The organism is Photobacterium swingsii (assembly GCF_024346715.1).
GTDB classification, from domain to species: Bacteria; Pseudomonadota; Gammaproteobacteria; order Enterobacterales; family Vibrionaceae; genus Photobacterium; species Photobacterium swingsii.
Window position 1 is genome coordinate 1,082,939 of record NZ_AP024852.1, and the last position, 19,255, is coordinate 1,102,193.

17 protein-coding genes and 1 other annotated feature are annotated in these 19,255 nt (G+C 43.5%); of the genes, 4 read left to right on the forward strand and 13 right to left on the reverse strand.

Going from position 1 to position 19,255, the window contains the following annotated elements:
• Position 1 precedes the first annotated feature (1 nt).
• From hisA to OCU77_RS05330, 9 genes are all read right to left on the reverse strand, one after another.
• Positions 2–736 carry a 1-(5-phosphoribosyl)-5-[(5-phosphoribosylamino)methylideneamino]imidazole-4-carboxamide isomerase gene (hisA, locus tag OCU77_RS05290; protein WP_107302353.1) on the reverse strand — a complete coding sequence of 245 codons (735 nt, stop codon included), beginning with the start codon at positions 734–736 and terminating at the stop codon, positions 2–4.
• A gap of 19 nt (positions 737–755) precedes the next feature.
• A complete protein-coding gene (hisH, locus tag OCU77_RS05295) occupies positions 756–1,388 on the reverse strand; it encodes an imidazole glycerol phosphate synthase subunit HisH (protein WP_048898731.1) in 633 nt (210 codons plus the stop codon).
• Positions 1,388–2,473 (reverse strand): bifunctional histidinol-phosphatase/imidazoleglycerol-phosphate dehydratase HisB, encoded by a 1,086-nt coding sequence (hisB, locus tag OCU77_RS05300; protein ID WP_084711779.1) that lies wholly within the window; start codon positions 2,471–2,473, stop codon positions 1,388–1,390. Before hisB ends, hisH begins: the two co-directional genes overlap by 1 nt.
• 14 nt (positions 2,474–2,487) lie before the next feature.
• Positions 2,488–3,537, reverse strand: coding sequence for a histidinol-phosphate transaminase (gene hisC, locus OCU77_RS05305; RefSeq protein ID WP_107302452.1), 1,050 nt, complete (start codon positions 3,535–3,537; stop codon positions 2,488–2,490).
• Positions 3,538–3,539: 2 nt separating this feature from the next.
• Positions 3,540–4,877, reverse strand: coding sequence for a histidinol dehydrogenase (hisD, locus tag OCU77_RS05310; protein ID WP_107302354.1), 1,338 nt, complete (start codon positions 4,875–4,877; stop codon positions 3,540–3,542).
• 5 nt (positions 4,878–4,882) lie between these two features.
• Positions 4,883–5,779 (reverse strand): ATP phosphoribosyltransferase, encoded by an 897-nt coding sequence (gene hisG, locus OCU77_RS05315; RefSeq protein ID WP_107302355.1) that lies wholly within the window; start codon positions 5,777–5,779, stop codon positions 4,883–4,885.
• A 64-nt stretch (positions 5,780–5,843) separates the two neighbouring features.
• Positions 5,844–5,981: a sequence feature (His leader region), on the reverse strand.
• 175 nt (positions 5,982–6,156) lie between these two features.
• Entirely contained in the window at positions 6,157–6,342 is a 186-nt protein-coding gene (locus tag OCU77_RS05320) for a hypothetical protein (protein ID WP_048898734.1), read from the reverse strand.
• 192 nt (positions 6,343–6,534) lie between these two features.
• Positions 6,535–7,074: a YchJ family metal-binding protein gene (locus tag OCU77_RS05325; RefSeq protein WP_048898735.1), complete on the reverse strand. Its 540-nt coding sequence runs from the start codon at positions 7,072–7,074 to the stop codon at positions 6,535–6,537.
• Entirely contained in the window at positions 7,067–8,296 is a 1,230-nt protein-coding gene (locus tag OCU77_RS05330; RefSeq protein ID WP_048898736.1) for an EAL and HDOD domain-containing protein, read from the reverse strand. The genes OCU77_RS05325 and OCU77_RS05330 overlap by 8 nt, the downstream gene beginning before the upstream one ends.
• A gap of 208 nt (positions 8,297–8,504) precedes the next feature.
• Here OCU77_RS05330 and OCU77_RS05335 point away from each other — a divergent pair, with 208 nt between their 5' ends.
• Positions 8,505–9,386: a sulfite exporter TauE/SafE family protein gene (locus OCU77_RS05335; RefSeq protein WP_107302356.1), complete on the forward strand. Its 882-nt coding sequence runs from the start codon at positions 8,505–8,507 to the stop codon at positions 9,384–9,386.
• 162 nt (positions 9,387–9,548) lie between these two features.
• On the opposite strand, the gene lpxH is transcribed toward OCU77_RS05335, so the two are convergent.
• Positions 9,549–10,274 (reverse strand): UDP-2,3-diacylglucosamine diphosphatase, encoded by a 726-nt coding sequence (gene lpxH, locus OCU77_RS05340; protein WP_107302357.1) that lies wholly within the window; start codon positions 10,272–10,274, stop codon positions 9,549–9,551.
• A gap of 40 nt (positions 10,275–10,314) precedes the next feature.
• Positions 10,315–10,812, reverse strand: coding sequence for a peptidylprolyl isomerase (locus OCU77_RS05345; RefSeq protein WP_048898737.1), 498 nt, complete (start codon positions 10,810–10,812; stop codon positions 10,315–10,317).
• Positions 10,813–11,206: 394 nt separating this feature from the next.
• Between OCU77_RS05345 and cysS the strand changes: the two genes are divergently transcribed.
• Both cysS and glpQ read left to right on the forward strand, forming a co-directional pair.
• On the forward strand, positions 11,207–12,589 hold the full coding sequence (gene cysS, locus OCU77_RS05350; RefSeq protein ID WP_048898738.1) for a cysteine--tRNA ligase: 1,383 nt from the start codon (positions 11,207–11,209) through the stop codon (positions 12,587–12,589).
• Positions 12,590–12,902: 313 nt separating this feature from the next.
• Positions 12,903–13,976 carry a glycerophosphodiester phosphodiesterase gene (gene glpQ / locus OCU77_RS05355; protein WP_048898739.1) on the forward strand — a complete coding sequence of 358 codons (1,074 nt, stop codon included), beginning with the start codon at positions 12,903–12,905 and terminating at the stop codon, positions 13,974–13,976.
• Between the two features lie 131 nt (positions 13,977–14,107).
• On the opposite strand, the gene OCU77_RS05360 is transcribed toward glpQ, so the two are convergent.
• Together OCU77_RS05360 and OCU77_RS05365 are read right to left on the reverse strand one after the other, a co-directional pair.
• A complete protein-coding gene (locus tag OCU77_RS05360; RefSeq protein WP_048898740.1) occupies positions 14,108–14,926 on the reverse strand; it encodes an ion transporter in 819 nt (272 codons plus the stop codon).
• Positions 14,927–15,192: 266 nt separating this feature from the next.
• Positions 15,193–15,831, reverse strand: a complete 639-nt coding sequence (locus OCU77_RS05365) for a YchE family NAAT transporter (protein WP_048898741.1) — start codon at positions 15,829–15,831, stop codon at positions 15,193–15,195.
• 700 nt (positions 15,832–16,531) lie between these two features.
• On the opposite strand from OCU77_RS05365, the gene adhE reads away from it, so the two are divergent.
• On the forward strand, positions 16,532–19,219 hold the full coding sequence (adhE, locus tag OCU77_RS05370; RefSeq protein WP_048898742.1) for a bifunctional acetaldehyde-CoA/alcohol dehydrogenase: 2,688 nt from the start codon (positions 16,532–16,534) through the stop codon (positions 19,217–19,219).
• The last annotated feature ends 36 nt before the right edge of the window (positions 19,220–19,255 follow it).

Sequence of the window (19,255 nt, forward strand, 5' to 3'; positions counted from 1 at the left end):
TTTAGTTTGCCCAACATTGGAAGGCATCGTCTGCTGAGAATTTACCATCGAGTAGTGCTCGGCCAACAATGACACCAGCCACACCACTGCCTTTTAAAGCGGTAATATCATTAAGGCCGCCAATCCCGCCTGATGATTGAAAATTCACTTGGGGATACTGCGCGCACAAATCAACATAGAGTTCGACATTTGAACCTGCTAGCGTGCCGTCGCGTGAAATATCGGTACAGAGGACGTGCTGTAAGCCAACGGTTAAAAAGTCGTCAAGCAGAGCTTCAATGCTCACGCCTGAATCTTCTTGCCAGCCAGAAACCGCAACATGGCGGTTGCCTGCATCATCTATATTGACATCCAGTGCGAGTACTATGTGTTCAGCCCCGTATTTTTTAATCCAGCCTTTAACCAGTTCGGGTTGCTTAACGGCCGTCGAGCCAATAACGACACGCTCAGCGCCTGCGTTAAGTAAATCGGCAACGTCTTGCTCGGTTCTGACGCCTCCTCCGATTTGCACTTTGGCTGGGGTGCTCGCAAGTAAACGGCGAATTAGCGATAATTGGCGTGCAGAGGTATCTTTGGCACCTGTTAAATCAACCAGGTGAAGCCAATTTGCGCCCGCTTGGTGGTAAAGATCAAATTGTTCAATAGGATCAACTTTGTATTCTGTAACTTGGCCATAATCGCCCTGAAAGAGGCGAACGACTTGGCCATTGATTAAATCGAGAGCGGGAATAATCATCCTAAATCCTTTTATTGCTTTACGCTGACATTTCTAAGAAATTCTTTATGAGTTGTGCACCCGCTTTACTTGATCTTTCTGGGTGAAATTGGACACCGTAGTAATTCCCGCTTTGAATTGCAGCACTGAACATTTGCCCGTATTCACACTGTGCAATGGTGTAATTTTCATCATTCACTGGCATGGCATAGCTGTGAACAAAATAAAAGTAGCTACCCGCAGGGATACCTTTAAAAAGCGGGTGTCCTTGCGTTGGGGTGATGGTGTTCCAACCCATGTGGGGCAATGGCAAGTCGCCTGTTTTTAACTTTTCAATGGGGGCATCACACAACCCTAGACAATTCACTAACGATGTACCGTTTTGCCCTTGCTCTTCTGAGAGGGCACCCAATAATTGCATGCCTAAACAGATGCCAAGTAATGGTTTGTCGACTTGCTTAACCAACGAGATTAACCCACGCTCTTGCAAGTTTTTCATTGCTTCACTGGCGGTACCTACGCCGGGTAAAAACAGCTTGTCAGCATTCAGTACAACCTCTGTTTCTTTACTAACCGTGACTGTATAGCCGAGCCTTTCTATGGCAAAGCGCACTGAAGACACGTTGGCGCAACCGGTATCAATAATGACGATTTTTTGATTGGTAAGCGCCATCACAGAACTCCTTTACTACTTGGTAACTCGCTACCATTTACTGCGATTGCTTGGCGCAGAGTACGGCCAAAGGCCTTAAATAGGCTCTCAACAATGTGGTGATCGTTTGCACCTGTTGAGGATAGGTGTAAGGTGCATGCCAAGGTGTCAGTTAATGAGCGGAAAAAGTGGGATACCATTTCAGTGGATAAATCACCAACTTGCTCACGGCTAAAGCTTGCATCGAATTTAAGATAAGGGCGGCCAGATAAATCCAGCGCACATTGTGCTAAACACTCATCCATAGGTAAGCTAAAGCCAAAGCGCCCAATACCACGCTTATCCCCAAGTGCATCTTTTAATGCTTGGCCAAGGGCAAGGGCTGTGTCTTCCACGCTGTGGTGATCGTCAATGTGGAGGTCACCTTCAACATTGAGCTGCATTTGAAAGCCCCCGTGGGTGGCAATTTGATCCAGCATGTGGTCAAAAAAACCTAATCCAGTATTGATGCTGTTACCGCCAGTCTCATCGAGGTTAACGCGCACACGAATATCTGTTTCTTTGGTGGTGCGAATAACTTCGGCGATCCGTGGTCGAGTCGTAAGATCTTTAACGATCTGTTGCCAGTTCATGGTTGTTTCATCATTTGGCGTCGGATTGTACTGGATGCCACGGATTGCCATGTTTTCCGCAAGTTGAAGATCCGTTTGACGATCACCGATCACCGCCGATGTCGCAAAATCAACGCGACCTTGTTGCAGATACGCTTTGACTAACCCTAATTTCGGCTTGCGGCAGCTACAATTTGCGTCATCAAAGTGAGGGCAAATCAGCACATCGGCAAATTTCACCCCTTGCGATGCAAAGATTTCCATCATCATATTGTGTGGTGCATCAAAGTCGGCTTGTGGGTAGGCATCTGTGCCTAAGCCGTCTTGGTTTGTCACCATGACGAGGGTGTAACCTGCATCTTGCAGTTTTAATAGTGCAGGAATGACATAGGGTTCTAGCTTGAGTTTATCTAAGCGATCGACTTGAAAATCTACAGGAGGCTCAACAATTAAGGTGCCATCACGGTCAATAAATAAAATCTTTTCCTTGCTCACAATGCTGTCCTTAATTATTTAATTTGTGCGACTTGTTCACGAATAAAGGCGAGTGTTTTTTCGCATTCGTCACGGTTACCGACACTGATCCGAATGCAGTTTGGCACTGGTGAGCGTCGTAGAATGATCCCGTTTTCCCACAGGGCTTGAAAGAGTTGATCGGCGTTTGGAAATTCCACTAAGAGGTAGTTACCGTAACCATCGTACACTTTGACGCCTTCAAGCATACCTAAGCCAGCTTGAAGATAAGCACGGTTGGCACTGAGGTCTAATACTTGGAATTTGGTTTTCGCGAGCCCCGCGGGTGATAAAGCTTGAATCGCAATATCGGCTACTGGGATTGGTACAGGGTAGGGGGCAATCACTTTTAATAGCAGTTCAATAATCTCTTGGCTGGCCAAGGTAAAGCCACAACGTAATCCAGCCAGTGCGAAGGCTTTCGAGAGGGTACGTAGAATGACTAAATTCGGGTAATCTGCGAGTAAGTCGACGGTTGATGCTTCTGGGCAAAAGTCGATATACGCTTCGTCCATAACCACAATGGCACGATTGGCTGTCATCGCAAGCAAGCGTTCGATATCAGTACGATCAATCAGGTTGCCTGTCGGGTTATTAGGGCTGCAAACAAAGACCAGTTTTACGCTATCTAAATTCGCTTCTATAGTCGGCAGATCCAATTGCCATTCCGATGTTAGCGGTACGACTTTGCTCGCTATATCGAAGGTTTCTGCGCTGATACCGTACATGCCGTAAGTGGGTGGGCAGTAGAGAATGCTGTCTTTGCTCGGCTCACAGAAAGTTCGGATAAGAAGCTCGATGCCTTCATCCGCGCCGCGTGATGTCAGTACTTGTTCTTTTTTCACGCCAGCATAATCGGCATAGGCTTGGATAAGCGCCTCTGGCTGACAGGTGCTGTAGCGATTAAGGCGATCACAACTGATGTTGTAGTCATTCGCAAAAGGTGATTCGTTCGCGTTCAGCCAGATATCACCAGTTCCTCCCAGTCGACGAGCCGACTGATAAGGCGTTAGGTTTTGTACCGTTTGACGGGCCAGTTTGGTGATGCTCATGATACTTCCTTTGTTGTCTCTGCTGCGTTATCTGCAGCGCTAAGTGCGGCATTCAATTTTTCGATTCGAATAGTCACTGCGCGTTTGTGGGCATCGAGCCCTTCAGCTTCTGCAATGGTTGTCACTGCTGGTGCTAATTGTTGTAACCCTTCAGCACTGAGTTCTTGTACTGTCATACGTTTGCTAAAATCGGCCAACCCTAGGCTTGAATAGGTGCGGGTGTACCCATAAGTTGGTAAAACGTGGTTAGTACCAGAAGCATAATCACCGACAGACTCTGGTGACCAGTCTCCTAAGAAGATGGAGCCAGCATTATCAAGCAGTGGCACTAAATCACGTGGGTTACGGGTTTGAACAATTAAGTGCTCTGGTCCGTAGTGATTGGAAATAGCAATACACTGAGTAAGAGTTTCAGCGACGATGAGCAGGCTAGAACCTAGTGCTTGGCGAGCAATATCAGCACGGGACAATTCAGCCAGCTGTTTTTGGATCGCATCCGCAGTGCGATCAGCCAAGCTTGGATCGGGGGTAACTAAGATAACTTGCGAGTCAGGCCCGTGTTCCGCTTGGCTTAACAAATCCGCAGCAATAAAGTCAGGATCTGCGGTTTCATCGGCTATCACTAAGACTTCAGAAGGCCCCGCTGGCATATCAATAGCAGCGCCACGAAAATCATTACTAACTTGGCGTTTTGCTTCGGTTACATAGGCATTGCCAGGACCAAAAATCTTATCCACTTTTGCGACACTCTCTGTGCCATAAGCCATGGCGGCAACGGCCTGAGCCCCACCAGCGTTGTAGACTTGGGTAATACCACACAGTTTGGCAACGTATAGGATTTCGTCTGCAATCGGTGGCGGAGAACACAGCACGACTTGGCGACACCCTGCAATTTGCGCGGGAATACCCAGCATCAAAACGGTCGATGGAAGCGGTGCACTGCCTCCGGGAATATATAAACCCACCGAATTGATTGGTCGTGTGACTTGTTCGCAGACAACGCCCGGCTGAGTTTCTACTCGCAGTGTTTTCGGCTTCTGTGCCTTATGAAAGCAACGAATATTGTCATATGCTTGCTGTAAGGCTTGCTTCATTGTTGCACTTAGGCGTTCACTGGCTGCGTCAATCTCATCTTGCTCAACACGGATAGATTCAGGGCGAACACGATCGAATTTTTCAGTTAATTCAGTCAGAGCGTCATCACCGCGTTGACGGATATCAGCTATGACTTGAGCAACGGTAGCCGTGATATTTGCGCCTTCTGTAATAGCAGGGCGTTGCAGTAAGCTTTCTTGCTGAGATTCACTTAATGTTTGCCAAACCAAAGTCTTCATGACGATTACTCCATCATTTTTTCGATTGGCAGTACCAGAATAGAGCTTGCTCCTAGCTCCTTGAGTTGCTCCATGGTTTCCCAGAATAAATTCTCGGAACTGACAAGGTGTACAGCAACTCGGTTGTTATCTTGTGATAGCGGTAAAACCGTAGGATCTTCCGCGCCTGGTAACAGGGCTTTGATTTGATCGAGGCGCTCAGTGGGCGCGTGTAGCATGATGTACTTGGACTCTTTGGCTTGTATCACGCCTTGCATCCGTGTGAGTAGGCGCTCGATCAGGGCTTGTTTCTCATCACTCAGTGGGTTGGTGCATTGGATTAATACGGCTTTCGAGCGAAGTATAACTTCGGCTTCTTTTAGGCCATTGGCTTCTAGCGTAGCGCCTGTCGATACTAGGTCACAAATAGCATCAGCAAGACCAGCACGTGGCGCAACTTCTACAGAGCCATTAAGCATACAGGTACTAAATTTGACTCCTTGCTCATCCATGTAACGCTTTACCAGTTGCGGATAAGTGGTTGCAATACGTTTTCCTTGTAGATCTTGTGGGCCGTTGTAAGCGTCATCTTTGTTAATTGCAATAGATAGACGGCAGCCACCAAAATCTAAGCGGCGTAGTTTGAGGTACTCATTGGGCTCGTTGCGAGCCGTGCGTTCAAGAGCCACTTCCTCCAGTTCATTTTCACCAATTACGCCCAAATCGACTACGCCATCCATGATCAAACCTGGGATGTCATCATCACGAACCAGTAACAAATCGATTGGCATATTTTCTGCGTGAACCACTAAGCGTTCGCCAACCATGTTGAATTTAACGCCGCAGCGTTTAAGTAAGTCTTGGCACTCTTTGCTTAAGCGGCCTTTCTTTTGAATTGCGATACGAAGTCGTTGTGTTTGCATGCTGCTATCCCTATTTCTTTTAAAGCGAGCGCTTACTAATTTTGAGCTAATCCATTGTGCTAAAAAGAAAAAACCCTTGGAAACTTTGGCTTCCAAGGGTCTTGAATTCTGTATTCTCATTGACCACTGGAAGAGGTGTTCATCGTCTTCCAGAGTGAGGCGTATCCTCCCGAAAGACTAATCAGGATGGTGATGATGATGTAGGTTAATCATTTCGATACGCATAATTATGAACTCTGAATAAATTGATATTTAATTGTTGCTTGTCATTTACACTAACGAAGCTCATTAGAATTTGCAACATGGTTTTCAAAGAAAAAACGAATATTTGATAAATAATCTATAACTCACTGTAAAACAGTGACTTAAAAATGCACTTATACATAGATATCGAGCAAGCCTTTGCGTGGTGGTTTCTTCTTCTTTGGCTGCTCTTTGTCATTTTGTTGCTGTTTTTCATGGCTATCAACGCGCTGTTTACGTTCGTCGATAGCGGTGGATTTTTCTGTTTTCCCGAGCGGGGGACGAGTAGGGTATGGCAGATGATTATTTGGATTGATCATAGCATTGTCTCTACATCAGAAAGATGTTTACTTTATCGACAATGCTTGCCTGTTTATTGAGCGGTTTTTTATGATAAAGCAGAGGATTGGAGGTTTGGTCACGAAATGGTGAAACAAAGTGAAATCAATCGATTGATCTCACTTTGGCGTTGTAAACTGTTCTCATGCGACAGTGTTACATCGGTAGTATTATTAGCCGCAGCACTTCTTGTATTTTTTACCGCTGCCGCAGAGGCAAGGATCATTTCTACCTATTTTATCCGGATTCGCGGTAGGTTGCTGCTGGGGCGCTGAATTGACTGTCAATTCTGGTGCAGCTTGGTGTTCGTGGTCTGGGTATTCGCCATCAATGTAATACCATTGGGTAACGCCATCTGTACTTTCTTGTAAAAAACGAGAACGTTCAGCCAAGCAATATTGCTCGTCACCATCTTGGTAATAGGCTTCAAACTCAACAAATCCTTCGCCTGAAGTTGCGATTTCACTGTTGATAACTTTTAAGCCCAACCAATATGAATTCACTGAATCGGCAATAGCGTCGCGGTGATCTTCAGCGTGACAACTTGGGTGATAAGTGGCAACCACATAATCGACCAGCCCTAGAACGTGTGCACTATAGCGAGAACGCATTAGTTGTTCTGGGTGAGAAGCAAGCGCTGGATTTTGGTGAATTGGCTGGCAACAGTGTGATAAAGCTTGTTGGCTGCCACAAGGGCATAAAGTCTTAGGCATCAGATTTCGTCATTGTTCTTTCAAAAGCGGTCGCCCATTTTACTGAACTCATATAGGCATCGACAACATCACTTTCTTTTAATTTTAATGCTTTGGTGCAGTCATTAACTGTGTCCCAATCAGCACTATCGTAAGCCATGGCTAATTTAAGTAGCACACCCAGTGAACCTGTTTGGTCGACGAGGGCACCCTTAATATCATTGCTGAGCGGTAATAAACGTAATAATTCGTCTAAAGGCTGATCGAGTAAAGAATCGAGTAACGAAAATAACCCCATCAAGAAGGCTTGATTACCCGAAATATTAAGTGGCGAGCGAACCCCTAGGCGTTCACAAAATTGCGCACGTTGTAGCGATAAATTGTATAAACACTGAGGTTTATTTTCTAACGCGTGCGATGTCGCAACAAATGTCACAAATCGGCGTAATCGTTCTTCACCTAAATACACCAGTGCTTGCTTGAAAGACGAAATAGGCTTAGCGCGAATAACAAACATACCATTAACGTGACGCAATAGTTTATAAGACAGCGATACGTCAGTGGCAATGATCTCTTCGATCTTGTTGTAATTAACTTCGGATTGGCAAATCTCTTGATATAAGCGCAATGTTGTTAAACTCGATGGGCTTAATGATTTACGTTGAAGCATTTCAGGTTTACTAAAGAAATAACCTTGGAAGAAATCAAATCCTGCTTCTTTAGCTTGAATGAATTCTTCATGAGTTTCTACTTTTTCAGCAAGATATTTAATCTTATTGGTTTTATGCAGGCGAATAAAAAGCATGCATTTTTCAATTGGGGTAACGCGTATATCGAACTTAATGATATGAATGTATGGAATGAAACGATTCCATTCAGGCGAAGGAATGAAGTCGTCCAACGCTAATGTATAGCCTTTTTGGTTTAGCTCGATGACGGCTTCTAACAATTCATCATTAGGCTCACAAGTTTCCAAAATTTCGATAATAAAACTTTTCTTTGGAAATAGTAGAGGGACACGTTGAATTAAACTTTTATGAGGGAAGTTTACAAATCCTCGTTTGCCGCCAGTTACCTGATTGCTTCCTGATGAGAAGAAATTATCAATAAGCAAACGATTGGTCGCTGTTTCATCGCAGATATTAGGAAAGCTGTTTTCAGGACCATCGCGAAAAAGTAACTCATAACCAATAGTCACTTTGTCTTTATTAAGTATCGGCTGTCGAGCGAGGTATGAATACATTGAGAGTATCTGGTAAACAAGGCTGAGAATTTGCAAAATTATAGCGAAAAAAACCTATTGCGCATAGCGTTTATCATGCTTTTAGTGAATACAAGACTGTAAACTGCGCACTTGTATCACTCAAGGTAATGATAAATTTGATATTAAGCATAGCGAGTCATTTTATTATGATTAATAATGCGTTTTTGTATTAGTAACTGTATTAAATATGTCTCTCTTAACTATGATACAGGCAGGGTTGCTTGTAGGTGGTGCGGTCTTTGTCGTGATGCTTTTTAATTCATGGCGCAAACATCGAAAGCAGGAAGCTGAAACGAAAATTTTGCCTATTGCATTGATTGGTGGTTTTGCCAATTTTTGCGACACGCTTGGTATAGGTAGTTTTGCTATAAAAACGGCAGGTTATAAGCAGTTTAACTTGGTGGACGATAAGCTACTACCCGGTACACTTAATTGTCAGGCGGTATTATCTACCGTGGCGCAGTCCCTTATCTTTTTAACTGCCGTACAAGTGGATCCTGTGACTTTGGTTAGCTTAGTGATTGCAGCTTGCTTAGGTGCAACGATTGGTGCGCGTATTGTATCGAATTGGGATCGCCAAATAATACGTTTAGTCATGGGGGGAGCTCTCATGATAGTGGCGACACTCATGCTGGCAGGGCAACTCAAATTATTTCCATTGGGTGGTTTAGAGCTAGGCCTTACTGGGTGGAAGTTAGTCATTGCTATCATAGGTAATTTCTTATTTGGCGCATTGATGACCGTTGGTATTGGTTTATATGCACCTTGTATGACAATGATCTATCTATTGGGTATGCACCCTCTAGCTGCGTTTCCTATCATGATGTGTTCATGCGCTTTCTTAAGCTTTTTCTCTGCAGGCAGTTTTATTCGGATGGATCGCGTGAACTCTCGAGCTGCAGTGGCCGTTGCTATAACTGGCCCAATCGCAGTGATGATTGCTGCATATTTGGTGAAGTCGTTAGATTTACATTTATTAGCTTGGTTAGTTATTGGTGTTGTTCTGTATACATCTGTAACTATGTTTCGATCTTGGCTGCAAGAGCGACAAGCATTCGCAACTGCATAACGAATTATATTTATTCGCGACTAGGAGAGTAAGCTAAATAAAGCATGGCTTATTTTATTGATGATAAGTTCGGATAATTGCATGTTCGTTTTTGTATAGCGTTAGAATAAAAAAGGTACGCAATGCGTACCTTTTTTATTGCTGTTCTCAGCCTAAATAAAATTAATTAAATTGGCGAGTTTGTAGTTGGCTACATTCTGGCGTTACTACTAATACCGAGCCGTGATCATACCAATCACCAAGCACGATTCGAGTTGCTTGCTGGCCATTCATATTTATTTGATGAACATCGGGACGATGGGTGTGACCATGAATCATTTGATTGACATGGTAGGCTTGAAGCATATCAATAACCGCCTTCCCATCAACATCCATAATGTCGAGATCTTTGCGTTGATTATTTTCACTGCTGCTACCGCGAATTTTAGTCCCAATCTTTAATCGTCGACTAAGTGGCAAGCGCATAAATAACCACTGGATAAAACGGTTATGCACTTTTTTGCGATAACGCTGGTAATCTACATCTTGTATGCAGAGCGTGTCACCATGCAGGATAAGTGTCGGGGTGCCGTATAAATCGATTACGGTATGTTCGGCTAATAGCTGCACGCCAGTTTCTTCACTGAATCTTTTTCCTATTAGGAAATCACGATTACCGTGGATAAAAAAGCAAGGGATACCGCTGTCAGTGAGTTGTTTGAATGCGTGTTTAATTTGCTGGTGGAAGGGGGAATTGTCGTCATCGCCAATCCACATTTCAAAAAGATCACCAAGAACATATAAGGCATCGATATTCGCTGTTTCATTTGCCATAAATTGCAAAAAACAGTCGGTAATATCTTGGCGGTCGGCGCTAAGGTGAAGATCTGCAATAAAAAGAGTTGTCATAGATAAAAGTAAGGGTGGCTAAGCCACCCTTAATAGAAGATTACTCTTCGATAGTTACGTCGTTGATTAGTACTTCTTCAACTGGAACGTCTTGGTGTACGTAACCCCAGTTGCCAGTAGAAACAGCTTTGATTTTGTTTACTACGTCCATACCTTCAACAACTTCAGCGAATACACAGTAACCCCAACCGTCTGGTGTTTCTGCTTTGAAGTCTAGGAATTTGTTGTCGTTCACGTTAATGAAGAACTGAGAGCTTGCTGAATGCGGCTCCATTGTACGTGCCATTGCAAGTGTACCTACTTTGTTGCTTAGGCCATTGTTTGCTTCGTTCTTAATTGGTGCACGAGACTCTTTTTCTTCCATGCCAGATGCCATGCCGCCACCTTGAACCATGAAACCGTCAATTACACGGTGGAAAATAGTGCCATTGTAGAAACCGTCACGGCAGTACTGCATGAAGTTAGCACATGTTTCTGGTGCTTTTTCTTCGTTTAGTTGAATTTTGATGTCACCAAAAGTTGTGTGAAGCGTTACCATGAGATTGTCCTTTACTGGATGTTTATTGCGTTAAGTATTGAATTTTATCGTACTAAGGGATGCCGTCAATATCATTTAACTATAGGTGATAATATCATCGAAGGTGTTGTGTGAAAATGTCGGTTAAATTGCGAGCAGCTTTATCAGCGGCTGTTGTTATAGCCAGCATTAATGAGGGATCGATAGCCATGAGCTGGATATGCTTACAGCTAGTATGATTCTAAATTGCTTTAAATTTGTTAACGATTTTAATGAGATAGCATTAAATTAAGTGCGTTAGGTAGTAAGTTAACGCTCGAACGAAGATGAAGACTTATTTTTCCTTGCCTTAGTAACGCATAAAAGGTGTAATTGCTATAAATCTGTAACCCCTCAACATGAGTAATGACAAGACATGCTAAAGATCTATAACTCACTCACACGACAAAAAGAAGAATTTACACCAATTCAGCCTGGCAAAGTGGGCATGTACGTTTGTGGGGTGACCATTTACGATTTGTGTCACATCGGTCATGGTCGTACGTTTGTTTCTTTTGATGTTGTATCACGTTACTTACGCTACTCTGGTTACGATCTAACATTTGTACGTAACATCACAGATATCGATGACAAAATTATTAAGCGTGCCGCTGAAAACGGCGAAAGTTGTGATTCACTGACTGAGCGTTTAATCGGTGAAATGTACGCTGATTTTGATGCGTTAGGCATGAAACGTCCAGATGTTGAGCCACGTGCAACGCAATTTATTGCAGAAATCATTACACTTTGTGAGCGCCTAATTGAGCGCGGTTTTGCTTACGTTGCCGATAACGGCGATGTGATGTTTGAAGTGAGCAAGTACGATGATTACGGCAAGTTGTCTAAGCAAGATCTTGATCAGCTACAAGCAGGCGCGCGTGTTGATATTGAATCAGCTAAACGTAGCCCACTTGATTTCGTACTGTGGAAAATGTCTAAGCCAGGTGAACCAACATGGGAATCACCATGGGGCGCAGGCCGTCCAGGTTGGCATATTGAATGTTCAGCGATGAACTCAGCGATTCTGGGTGATCACTTTGATATTCACGGCGGTGGTTCTGATCTACAGTTCCCACACCACGAAAATGAAATTGCACAATCTTGCTGTGCGACAGGCTCTAAGTACGTCAATACTTGGATGCACAGCGGCATGGTAATGATTGATCGCGAAAAAATGTCGAAGTCATTAAATAACTTTTTCACTATTCGTGATGTACTTGCACATTACGATCGCGAAACAGTACGTTACTTCCTAATGTCTGGCCACTACCGTAGTCAGCTGAACTACAGCGAAGATAACCTGAAACAAGCGCGTTCGGCACTTGAGCGTCTATACACGTCACTACGTGGTTTAGACACAGATGCTGTTGCGGCGGGTGGCGAAGAGTTTATTGCGCGTTTCAAAGAAGCAATGGATGATGATTTCAACACACCAGAAGCATACTCAGTATTGTTTGATATGGCGCGTGAAGTAAACCGCCTGAAAGCAGATGATCTTGCAGCGGCATCAGTATTGGGCGCACGTATGCGTGAGTTAGCTGATGTACTTGGTCTTCTTTCTCAAGAGCCTGAAGCCTTCCTGCAAGGTGGTGCTGCTGGTCAAGAAGATGTATCTGAAATCGAAGCGCTGATCCAACAACGCCTAGATGCACGTGCTGCAAAAGATTGGGCTGCGGCCGATGAAGCGCGTGATAAGTTACTGGCGATGAATATCATCCTAGAAGATGGTCCACAAGGTACAACCTGGCGTCGTAAGTAAGCTGTAACAACTCTTTCTATACTGATTAAACCGCTCTTGATGGGCGGTTTTTTTCTGTCTGATGAAGAGTAAAGACGGTAAATCTTCTTATTTATATCCAGTGGCTTGCTGTGCTAGCAATCACTAGGTTGTTGAATTCAGTTATAAAATTTGATCTTGTGTCATTAATCGAAAAAATAATGAGCGAGTTCGAGCGCATTTGGTCACAGAAATAGTATATTCACCAAATTCAATATCAATTAACCATTATTATGTTGTTGCTTGTTTCTAACGAGCATCAAAATCCAATAACGAAAAGTTAAGGACAATAATAATGAAAAAACTGTGTCTTGCAGCAGCAGTGGGCTGTGCACTTCTTTCTCCTTTAACAGTGGCGCAAACAGACTCTGATAAAATTGTCGTTGCACACCGTGGTGCATCGGGTTATCTGCCTGAACATACTCTGCCTGCCAAAGCGATGGCGTACGCGATGAAGCCTGATTTCATCGAGCAAGATGTTGTAATGACTAAAGACGATCAGTTGGTCGTTTTGCATGATCATTATTTGGATCGTGTAACGAACGTTGCTCAGCTATTCCCTGATCGTGCCCGTGATGATGGCCGCTATTACGCGATTGATTTTACGTTAGCTGAAATTAAGCAATTAAGCGTAACAGAAGGTTTTAACATCAAAGACGGTAAGCAAGTACAAGGCTTCCCTGAGCGTTACCCTATGTGGAAGTCTGACTTTAAAGTGCCGACCTTCCAGCAAGAAATTGAAATGATCCAAGGTTTGAATAAAACCTTGGGCTATGACATTGGCTTGTACCCAGAAATAAAAGCACCGTGGTTCCATCGCCACGAAGGCAAAGACATCAGTAAAGCTGTGCTAAAAGTATTAAAAGAATATGGGTACACAGAGAAAGACAGTAATGTGTATTTACAGACTTTTGATTTTAATGAGCTTAAGCGTATTCACGATGAGCTAATGCCAGCAATGGATATGGACTTAAAATTGGTTCAGCTAATGGCGTATACCGATTGGAATGAAACCATGGTCTATGATGCCAAAGGTAAGGCACAACCTTACGACTACGACTGGATGTTTGAAAAGGGTGGAATGAAAACGCTTGGAAAATATGCTGACGGTATTGGTCCTTGGAAGCCAATGGTGGTTTCAGATGCATCCACCAAAGGGAATATCAAACTGACGGGCTTAGTGAAAGCGGCGCATGCTGAAAGCATGGCGGTTCACCCATACACTTTCCGTAAAGATGAAGGTCGTATTCCTGCCTATGCGGAAAACTTTGAAGACATGCTCGATATTTTCTATAACACAGCCAATGTTGATGGGGTGTTTACTGACTTCCCTGACATTGCTGTAGAATTTATTTCGGAGCATGAATAAAATCATACCGAGGCAAACAATGATCAAACTATTGGCTAGGTTTATCGTTTTTTGTTGATGTAAAAGGGAGCGAAATGCTCCCTTTTTTATTGCTATTCCTCTTTACCGCAATAGCGGCTTTATTTCGTCATTTACACCTGTTCCGGCAGGTGGGTACCACATTCTTTGCAGTAATGTGCATCGGTTTCATGGCCGCTGGTGGCACAGTTTGGACAGCGGATCAGTTCACGACTCACTTTCATTTCTTGGTTTAATTCCGCCGTAATAATGCCTGTGGGTACCGCTAGAATTGAGTAGCCCAGCAACATAGTTAACGACGCCACAAACTTGCCGAGTACTGTGTGTGGCACTAAGTCGCCGTACCCCACAGTGGTGATAGTTACAATCGCCCAGTAGATACTTTGTGGAATGCTCGAAAACCCATTATCTGGCCCTTCAATAATGTACATTAACGAGCCAAAGACAGTTACTAAGATAGATACGGAACTGAAGAACACCAAGATTTTTCGTTGAGCGTGCTTAAGAGATCGTAGCAAGATATTGGAATCGCGTAAGTATCGTACTAATTTGAGCACACGGAAGATCCGTAACACACGGATTAAGCGAATAATCAGTAAGTAATTCGCACCAGGTACAAAGAACGCGATATAAGCCGGTACGATGGCAATCAAGTCAACGATGCCATAAAAACTACGCGCATAAGCAAGCGGTTTGGGCGAGCAGTACAGGCGCAATAGGTATTCGATTGTAAAGAGCAGAGTAAACCCCAATTCGATATAGAAAAGAGAGCGACTAAAACGCGTTTCTATGCTGGCGACAGAAGAGAGGATTAAAACGATTTCAGAGCTGATGATGGCGATGATTAAGGCAATATCAAAGTATTGTCCGCCTTTGGTTTGGGTACCAAAGATGATGTCATACAGTTTCGTTCTTAGTGGTGATTTAGACATAACTGGATTCTAATTATTTTTCTTCAATGTTTATATCAATATGATCAATAGCTTAATCAAATTGGATATTAGATACTTGGTTTTTTAGCGAGCTATAGAAAGTGGCCATAGCGACTGTCATTTATTACTGTTATGAAATTATCAGATTTGTTTGAATAATGGTAAAGCCTATATAGGCAAGGGGCTTGAAATTCTTAGTTGTTGAGAAGCAAAAGGGGAAACCACTGTCATGGTTTCCCCTTTTTAATTGCAGGTCATGGCTGTGTTTAACTCAAGCCTGGAAATAGGGCCCGTAAGCCCGTGGCGATGAATTCAATACCTAAAGCACCCAAAATCAAACCCATAATACGGGTGATGACGTTGATGCCAGTTTGTCCAAGGAAGCGGACAATAATGGGGGCACTACGAAACAGTAGCCAACAGCTGAATGCAAATAGACAAATAGTTACCGCGATACCCACTGTACTTGATAGTCCTGGGTAGCGTGCACCGTAAACTATGGTTGAACTGATAGCACCAGGCCCAGCCATGAGCGGCATAGCGAGAGGAACAACCCCTATTTGTTCTCGGCTGATTGATTCCGATTTTTCTTGTTTGTTCTGTTTATCTTCACCGAGTTTACCGCTCATCATCGAAAATGCGATGCTCATTAGTAGCAAGCCACCAGCGACTCGGAATGAATCCAGTGAAATGCTGAACATATCCAGTAAAAACTGCCCTGCAAGCAATGACACCGTTAAGATCACTGTGACAGCAATATTGGCGGTATAGGCTGTTTTATTGCGCTCATCGGGACTCATATGCGCAGTTAAGGACACAAACACCGGCATGATACCGATAGGGTTTACGGCCGCAATTAAGCCGACAAAAAATTGAAGGTAAATAGCAAATTCGATTGTTTGCATAGGTTAATCATCATACGAGAGTAAGAACTACTGGAACGGTGTCACCAAGTGATGGTGAGGTGGCGAATCCAACGTGATTAATCTGCTTATAGGTGCATTTTGATGCACATGTTGAATGGAACGAAATAGAACATAGCAGCTAATTGACGATATTTTAAGCCAAAGTATTGTTAATCACCAATGAAATAAAAGTAATTATGAGAGTTCACAGGGATTAACTGCGTCTGCCTGTTATGCCATTGTTAATCGGTTTTTTACGTATTACTCTTTAGTGGTGAATTACGTGCTAGTCACTTATGAAACAAAGTTTGAGCAGAGTGGTGTTTTTTTTGTGATTACAGTCACAACTGGCGTCAATATGTGTAATTTTTGTAGGTTTATTACGTAATATTTCACTTTGTAGAAAGTGGTGCTTTTTACCAATAGGTAGTAAAAGATAGCGACTTGGTCGCAAAATCTACGATTAACCTGTTGATTTTACATGATGTAAATCGGATTTTGACAATTAATACCTCAAATGGGTTACAAGTGATCTGAATCAATTTTTTTCGCAGTGTGAAATAATATAATCAGTTTTGAAAGCAATTTACTAAGTATGGGTGTTGCGGTGATGTAACGAGATTTCGTTGTATTTGCACTCAAATAGGATTTGAGACGTATCCTTACTAAAAAGTTTTCAATATTAAGTTAGGAGTTAACTATGCCTGTAACAAATATGGCTGAACTAGATGCAATGGTTGCACGTGTTAAAGCGGCTCAGAAAGAGTTTGCGACTTTCTCTCAAGAGAAAGTAGATGCAATCTTTCGTGCAGCTTCCCTAGCGGCTAACAATGCGCGTATCCCTCTAGCTCAACAAGCTGTTGCTGAATCTGGTATGGGTATTGTTGAAGATAAGGTTATTAAAAACCACTTCGCTTCAGAATTTATCTACAACAAATATAAAGATGAAAAAACCTGTGGCATCTTAGATGAAGATGACAACCTAGGTACAATGACCATCGCTGAACCAGTAGGTATTATTTGCGGTATCGTACCGACAACCAACCCAACATCTACTGCAATCTTCAAATCTCTAATCTCTCTTAAAACACGTAACGCGATTATCTTCTCGCCACACCCACGTGCTAAAAACTCAACAAATGATGCTGCTAAGCTAGTACTCGACGCTGCTGTTGCTGCGGGTGCACCAAAAGACATCATTGGTTGGATCGACCAGCCTTCTGTTGAGCTTTCAAACGCGCTAATGAAGCACGATGATATTAACCTTATCCTTGCGACTGGTGGTCCAGGTATGGTTAAGGCGGCTTACTCTTCAGGTAAACCAGCTATCGGTGTTGGTGCAGGTAACGTTCCTGTTGTTATTGATGAAACTGCAGACATCAAACGTGCAGTAGCATCTGTGCTTATGTCTAAAACGTTCGATAACGGTGTTGTTTGTGCTTCTGAGCAAGCAGTCATTGTTATGGATGAAGTGTACGACGAAGTGAAAGAGCGCTTTGCTTCTCACAACGGCTACGTATTAACTAAGTCTGAAGCAGAAAAAGTACGTAAAGTACTGCTTATCAACGGTGCACTAAACGCAGATATCGTTGGTCAGCCAGCAACTAAGATTGCTGAAATGGCAGGCGTTAAAGTACCTGCTGACACCAAGATCCTTATCGGTGAAGGTGAAGAAGTATGTGTTGAAGACGAATTCGCACATGAAAAATTATCTCCAACACTTGGTATGTTCCGTGCGTCTTCTTTCGAGAACGCGGTAGACCAAGCGGTTAAAATGGTAGAGCTTGGCGGTATCGGCCACACATCTGGTCTTTACACTAACCAAGATGTTAACGCTGACCGTATTCGTTACTTCGGTGACAAACTAAAAACTGCACGTATTCTTGTAAACATCCCAACTACTCACGGTGGTATCGGTGACCTTTACAACTTTAACGTAGCGCCTTCTCTAACGCTTGGTTGTGGTTCATGGGGTGGTAACTCTATCTCTGAGAACGTAGGTCCTAAACACCTTATCAACAAGAAAACAGTAGCGAAGCGAGCTGAGAATATGTTGTGGCACAAACTACCAAAATCTATCTACTTCCGTCGTGGTAGCCTTCCAATCGCAATGAGCGATCTAGAAGACAAGAAACGTGCATTCCTAGTAACTGACCGTTTCCTATTCAACAACGGTTACGCAGACGAAGTTGTATCACTACTGAAAGCACAAGGCATCGAAGTACAAACTTTCTTCGACGTAGAAGCGGATCCAACGCTATCTGTTGTTGAAAAGGGTGCTGAAGCGATGAAGAGCTTCCAACCTGACGTTATCTTAGCGCTTGGTGGCGGTTCTCCAATGGATGCTGCGAAGATCATGTGGGTAATGTACGAGCACCCAGAAACTCACTTTGAAGAGCTAGCAATGCGCTTTATGGATATCCGTAAACGTATTTACAAGTTCCCTAAAATGGGTAAGAAAGCTGAGCTTGTATGTATCACTACAACCTCTGGTACCGGTTCTGAAGTGACACCATTCGCTGTTGTTACCGACGACAAGACTGGTGCTAAATATCCACTAGCTGATTACGAACTAACACCGCAAATGGCTATCGTTGATGCGAACCTAGTCATGAACATGCCTAAGTCGCTAACAGCATTTGGTGGTTACGATGCCGTCACTCACGCACTAGAAGCATACGTATCAGTTCTTGCGAACGAATACTCAGATGGTCAGGCACTTCAAGCACTTAAGATGCTAAAAGAATACCTACCATCAAGCTACGCGAACGGTGCTGCTGACCCAATCGCTCGTGAGAAAGTTCACAATGCGGCGACTATCGCTGGTATCGCATTTGCGAATGCCTTCCTAGGTGTATGTCACTCAATGGCGCACAAGTTGGGTGCAGAATTCCACTTACCACACGGTCTGGCGAATGCACTGCTTATCTCTAACGTTGTTCGTTACAACGCGAATGATAACCCAACAAAACAAACTGCGTTTTCTCAGTACGACCGCCCACAAGCACGTCGTCGTTACGCAGAAGTTGCTGACCACCTAGGTCTATCTCACGAAGGTGACCGTACAGCTCAGAAGATTGAGCGTCTATTAGCTTGGTTGGAAGAACTGAAAACTAACCTAGAGATCCCACTGTCTATTCAAGCTGCGGGTGTTCCAGAGGCTGACTTCCTAGCGAAACTAGATGAATTGTCTGTTGAAGCGTTCGATGACCAATGTACAGGTGCTAACCCACGTTACCCATTAATCAGCGAGCTGAAAGATGTGCTAACAGCGGCTTACTACGGTAAAGCATACGTTGAAGGTGAGACGTTTGAAGGTACTACAGTAATCAAAAAGTCAGAGCCAGTTAAAGCACCAAAAGCAAAGAAAGAAAAAGCGAAAGCTTAATCTTTATTGCTAGCACACTTTAATGTTTAAACCCGC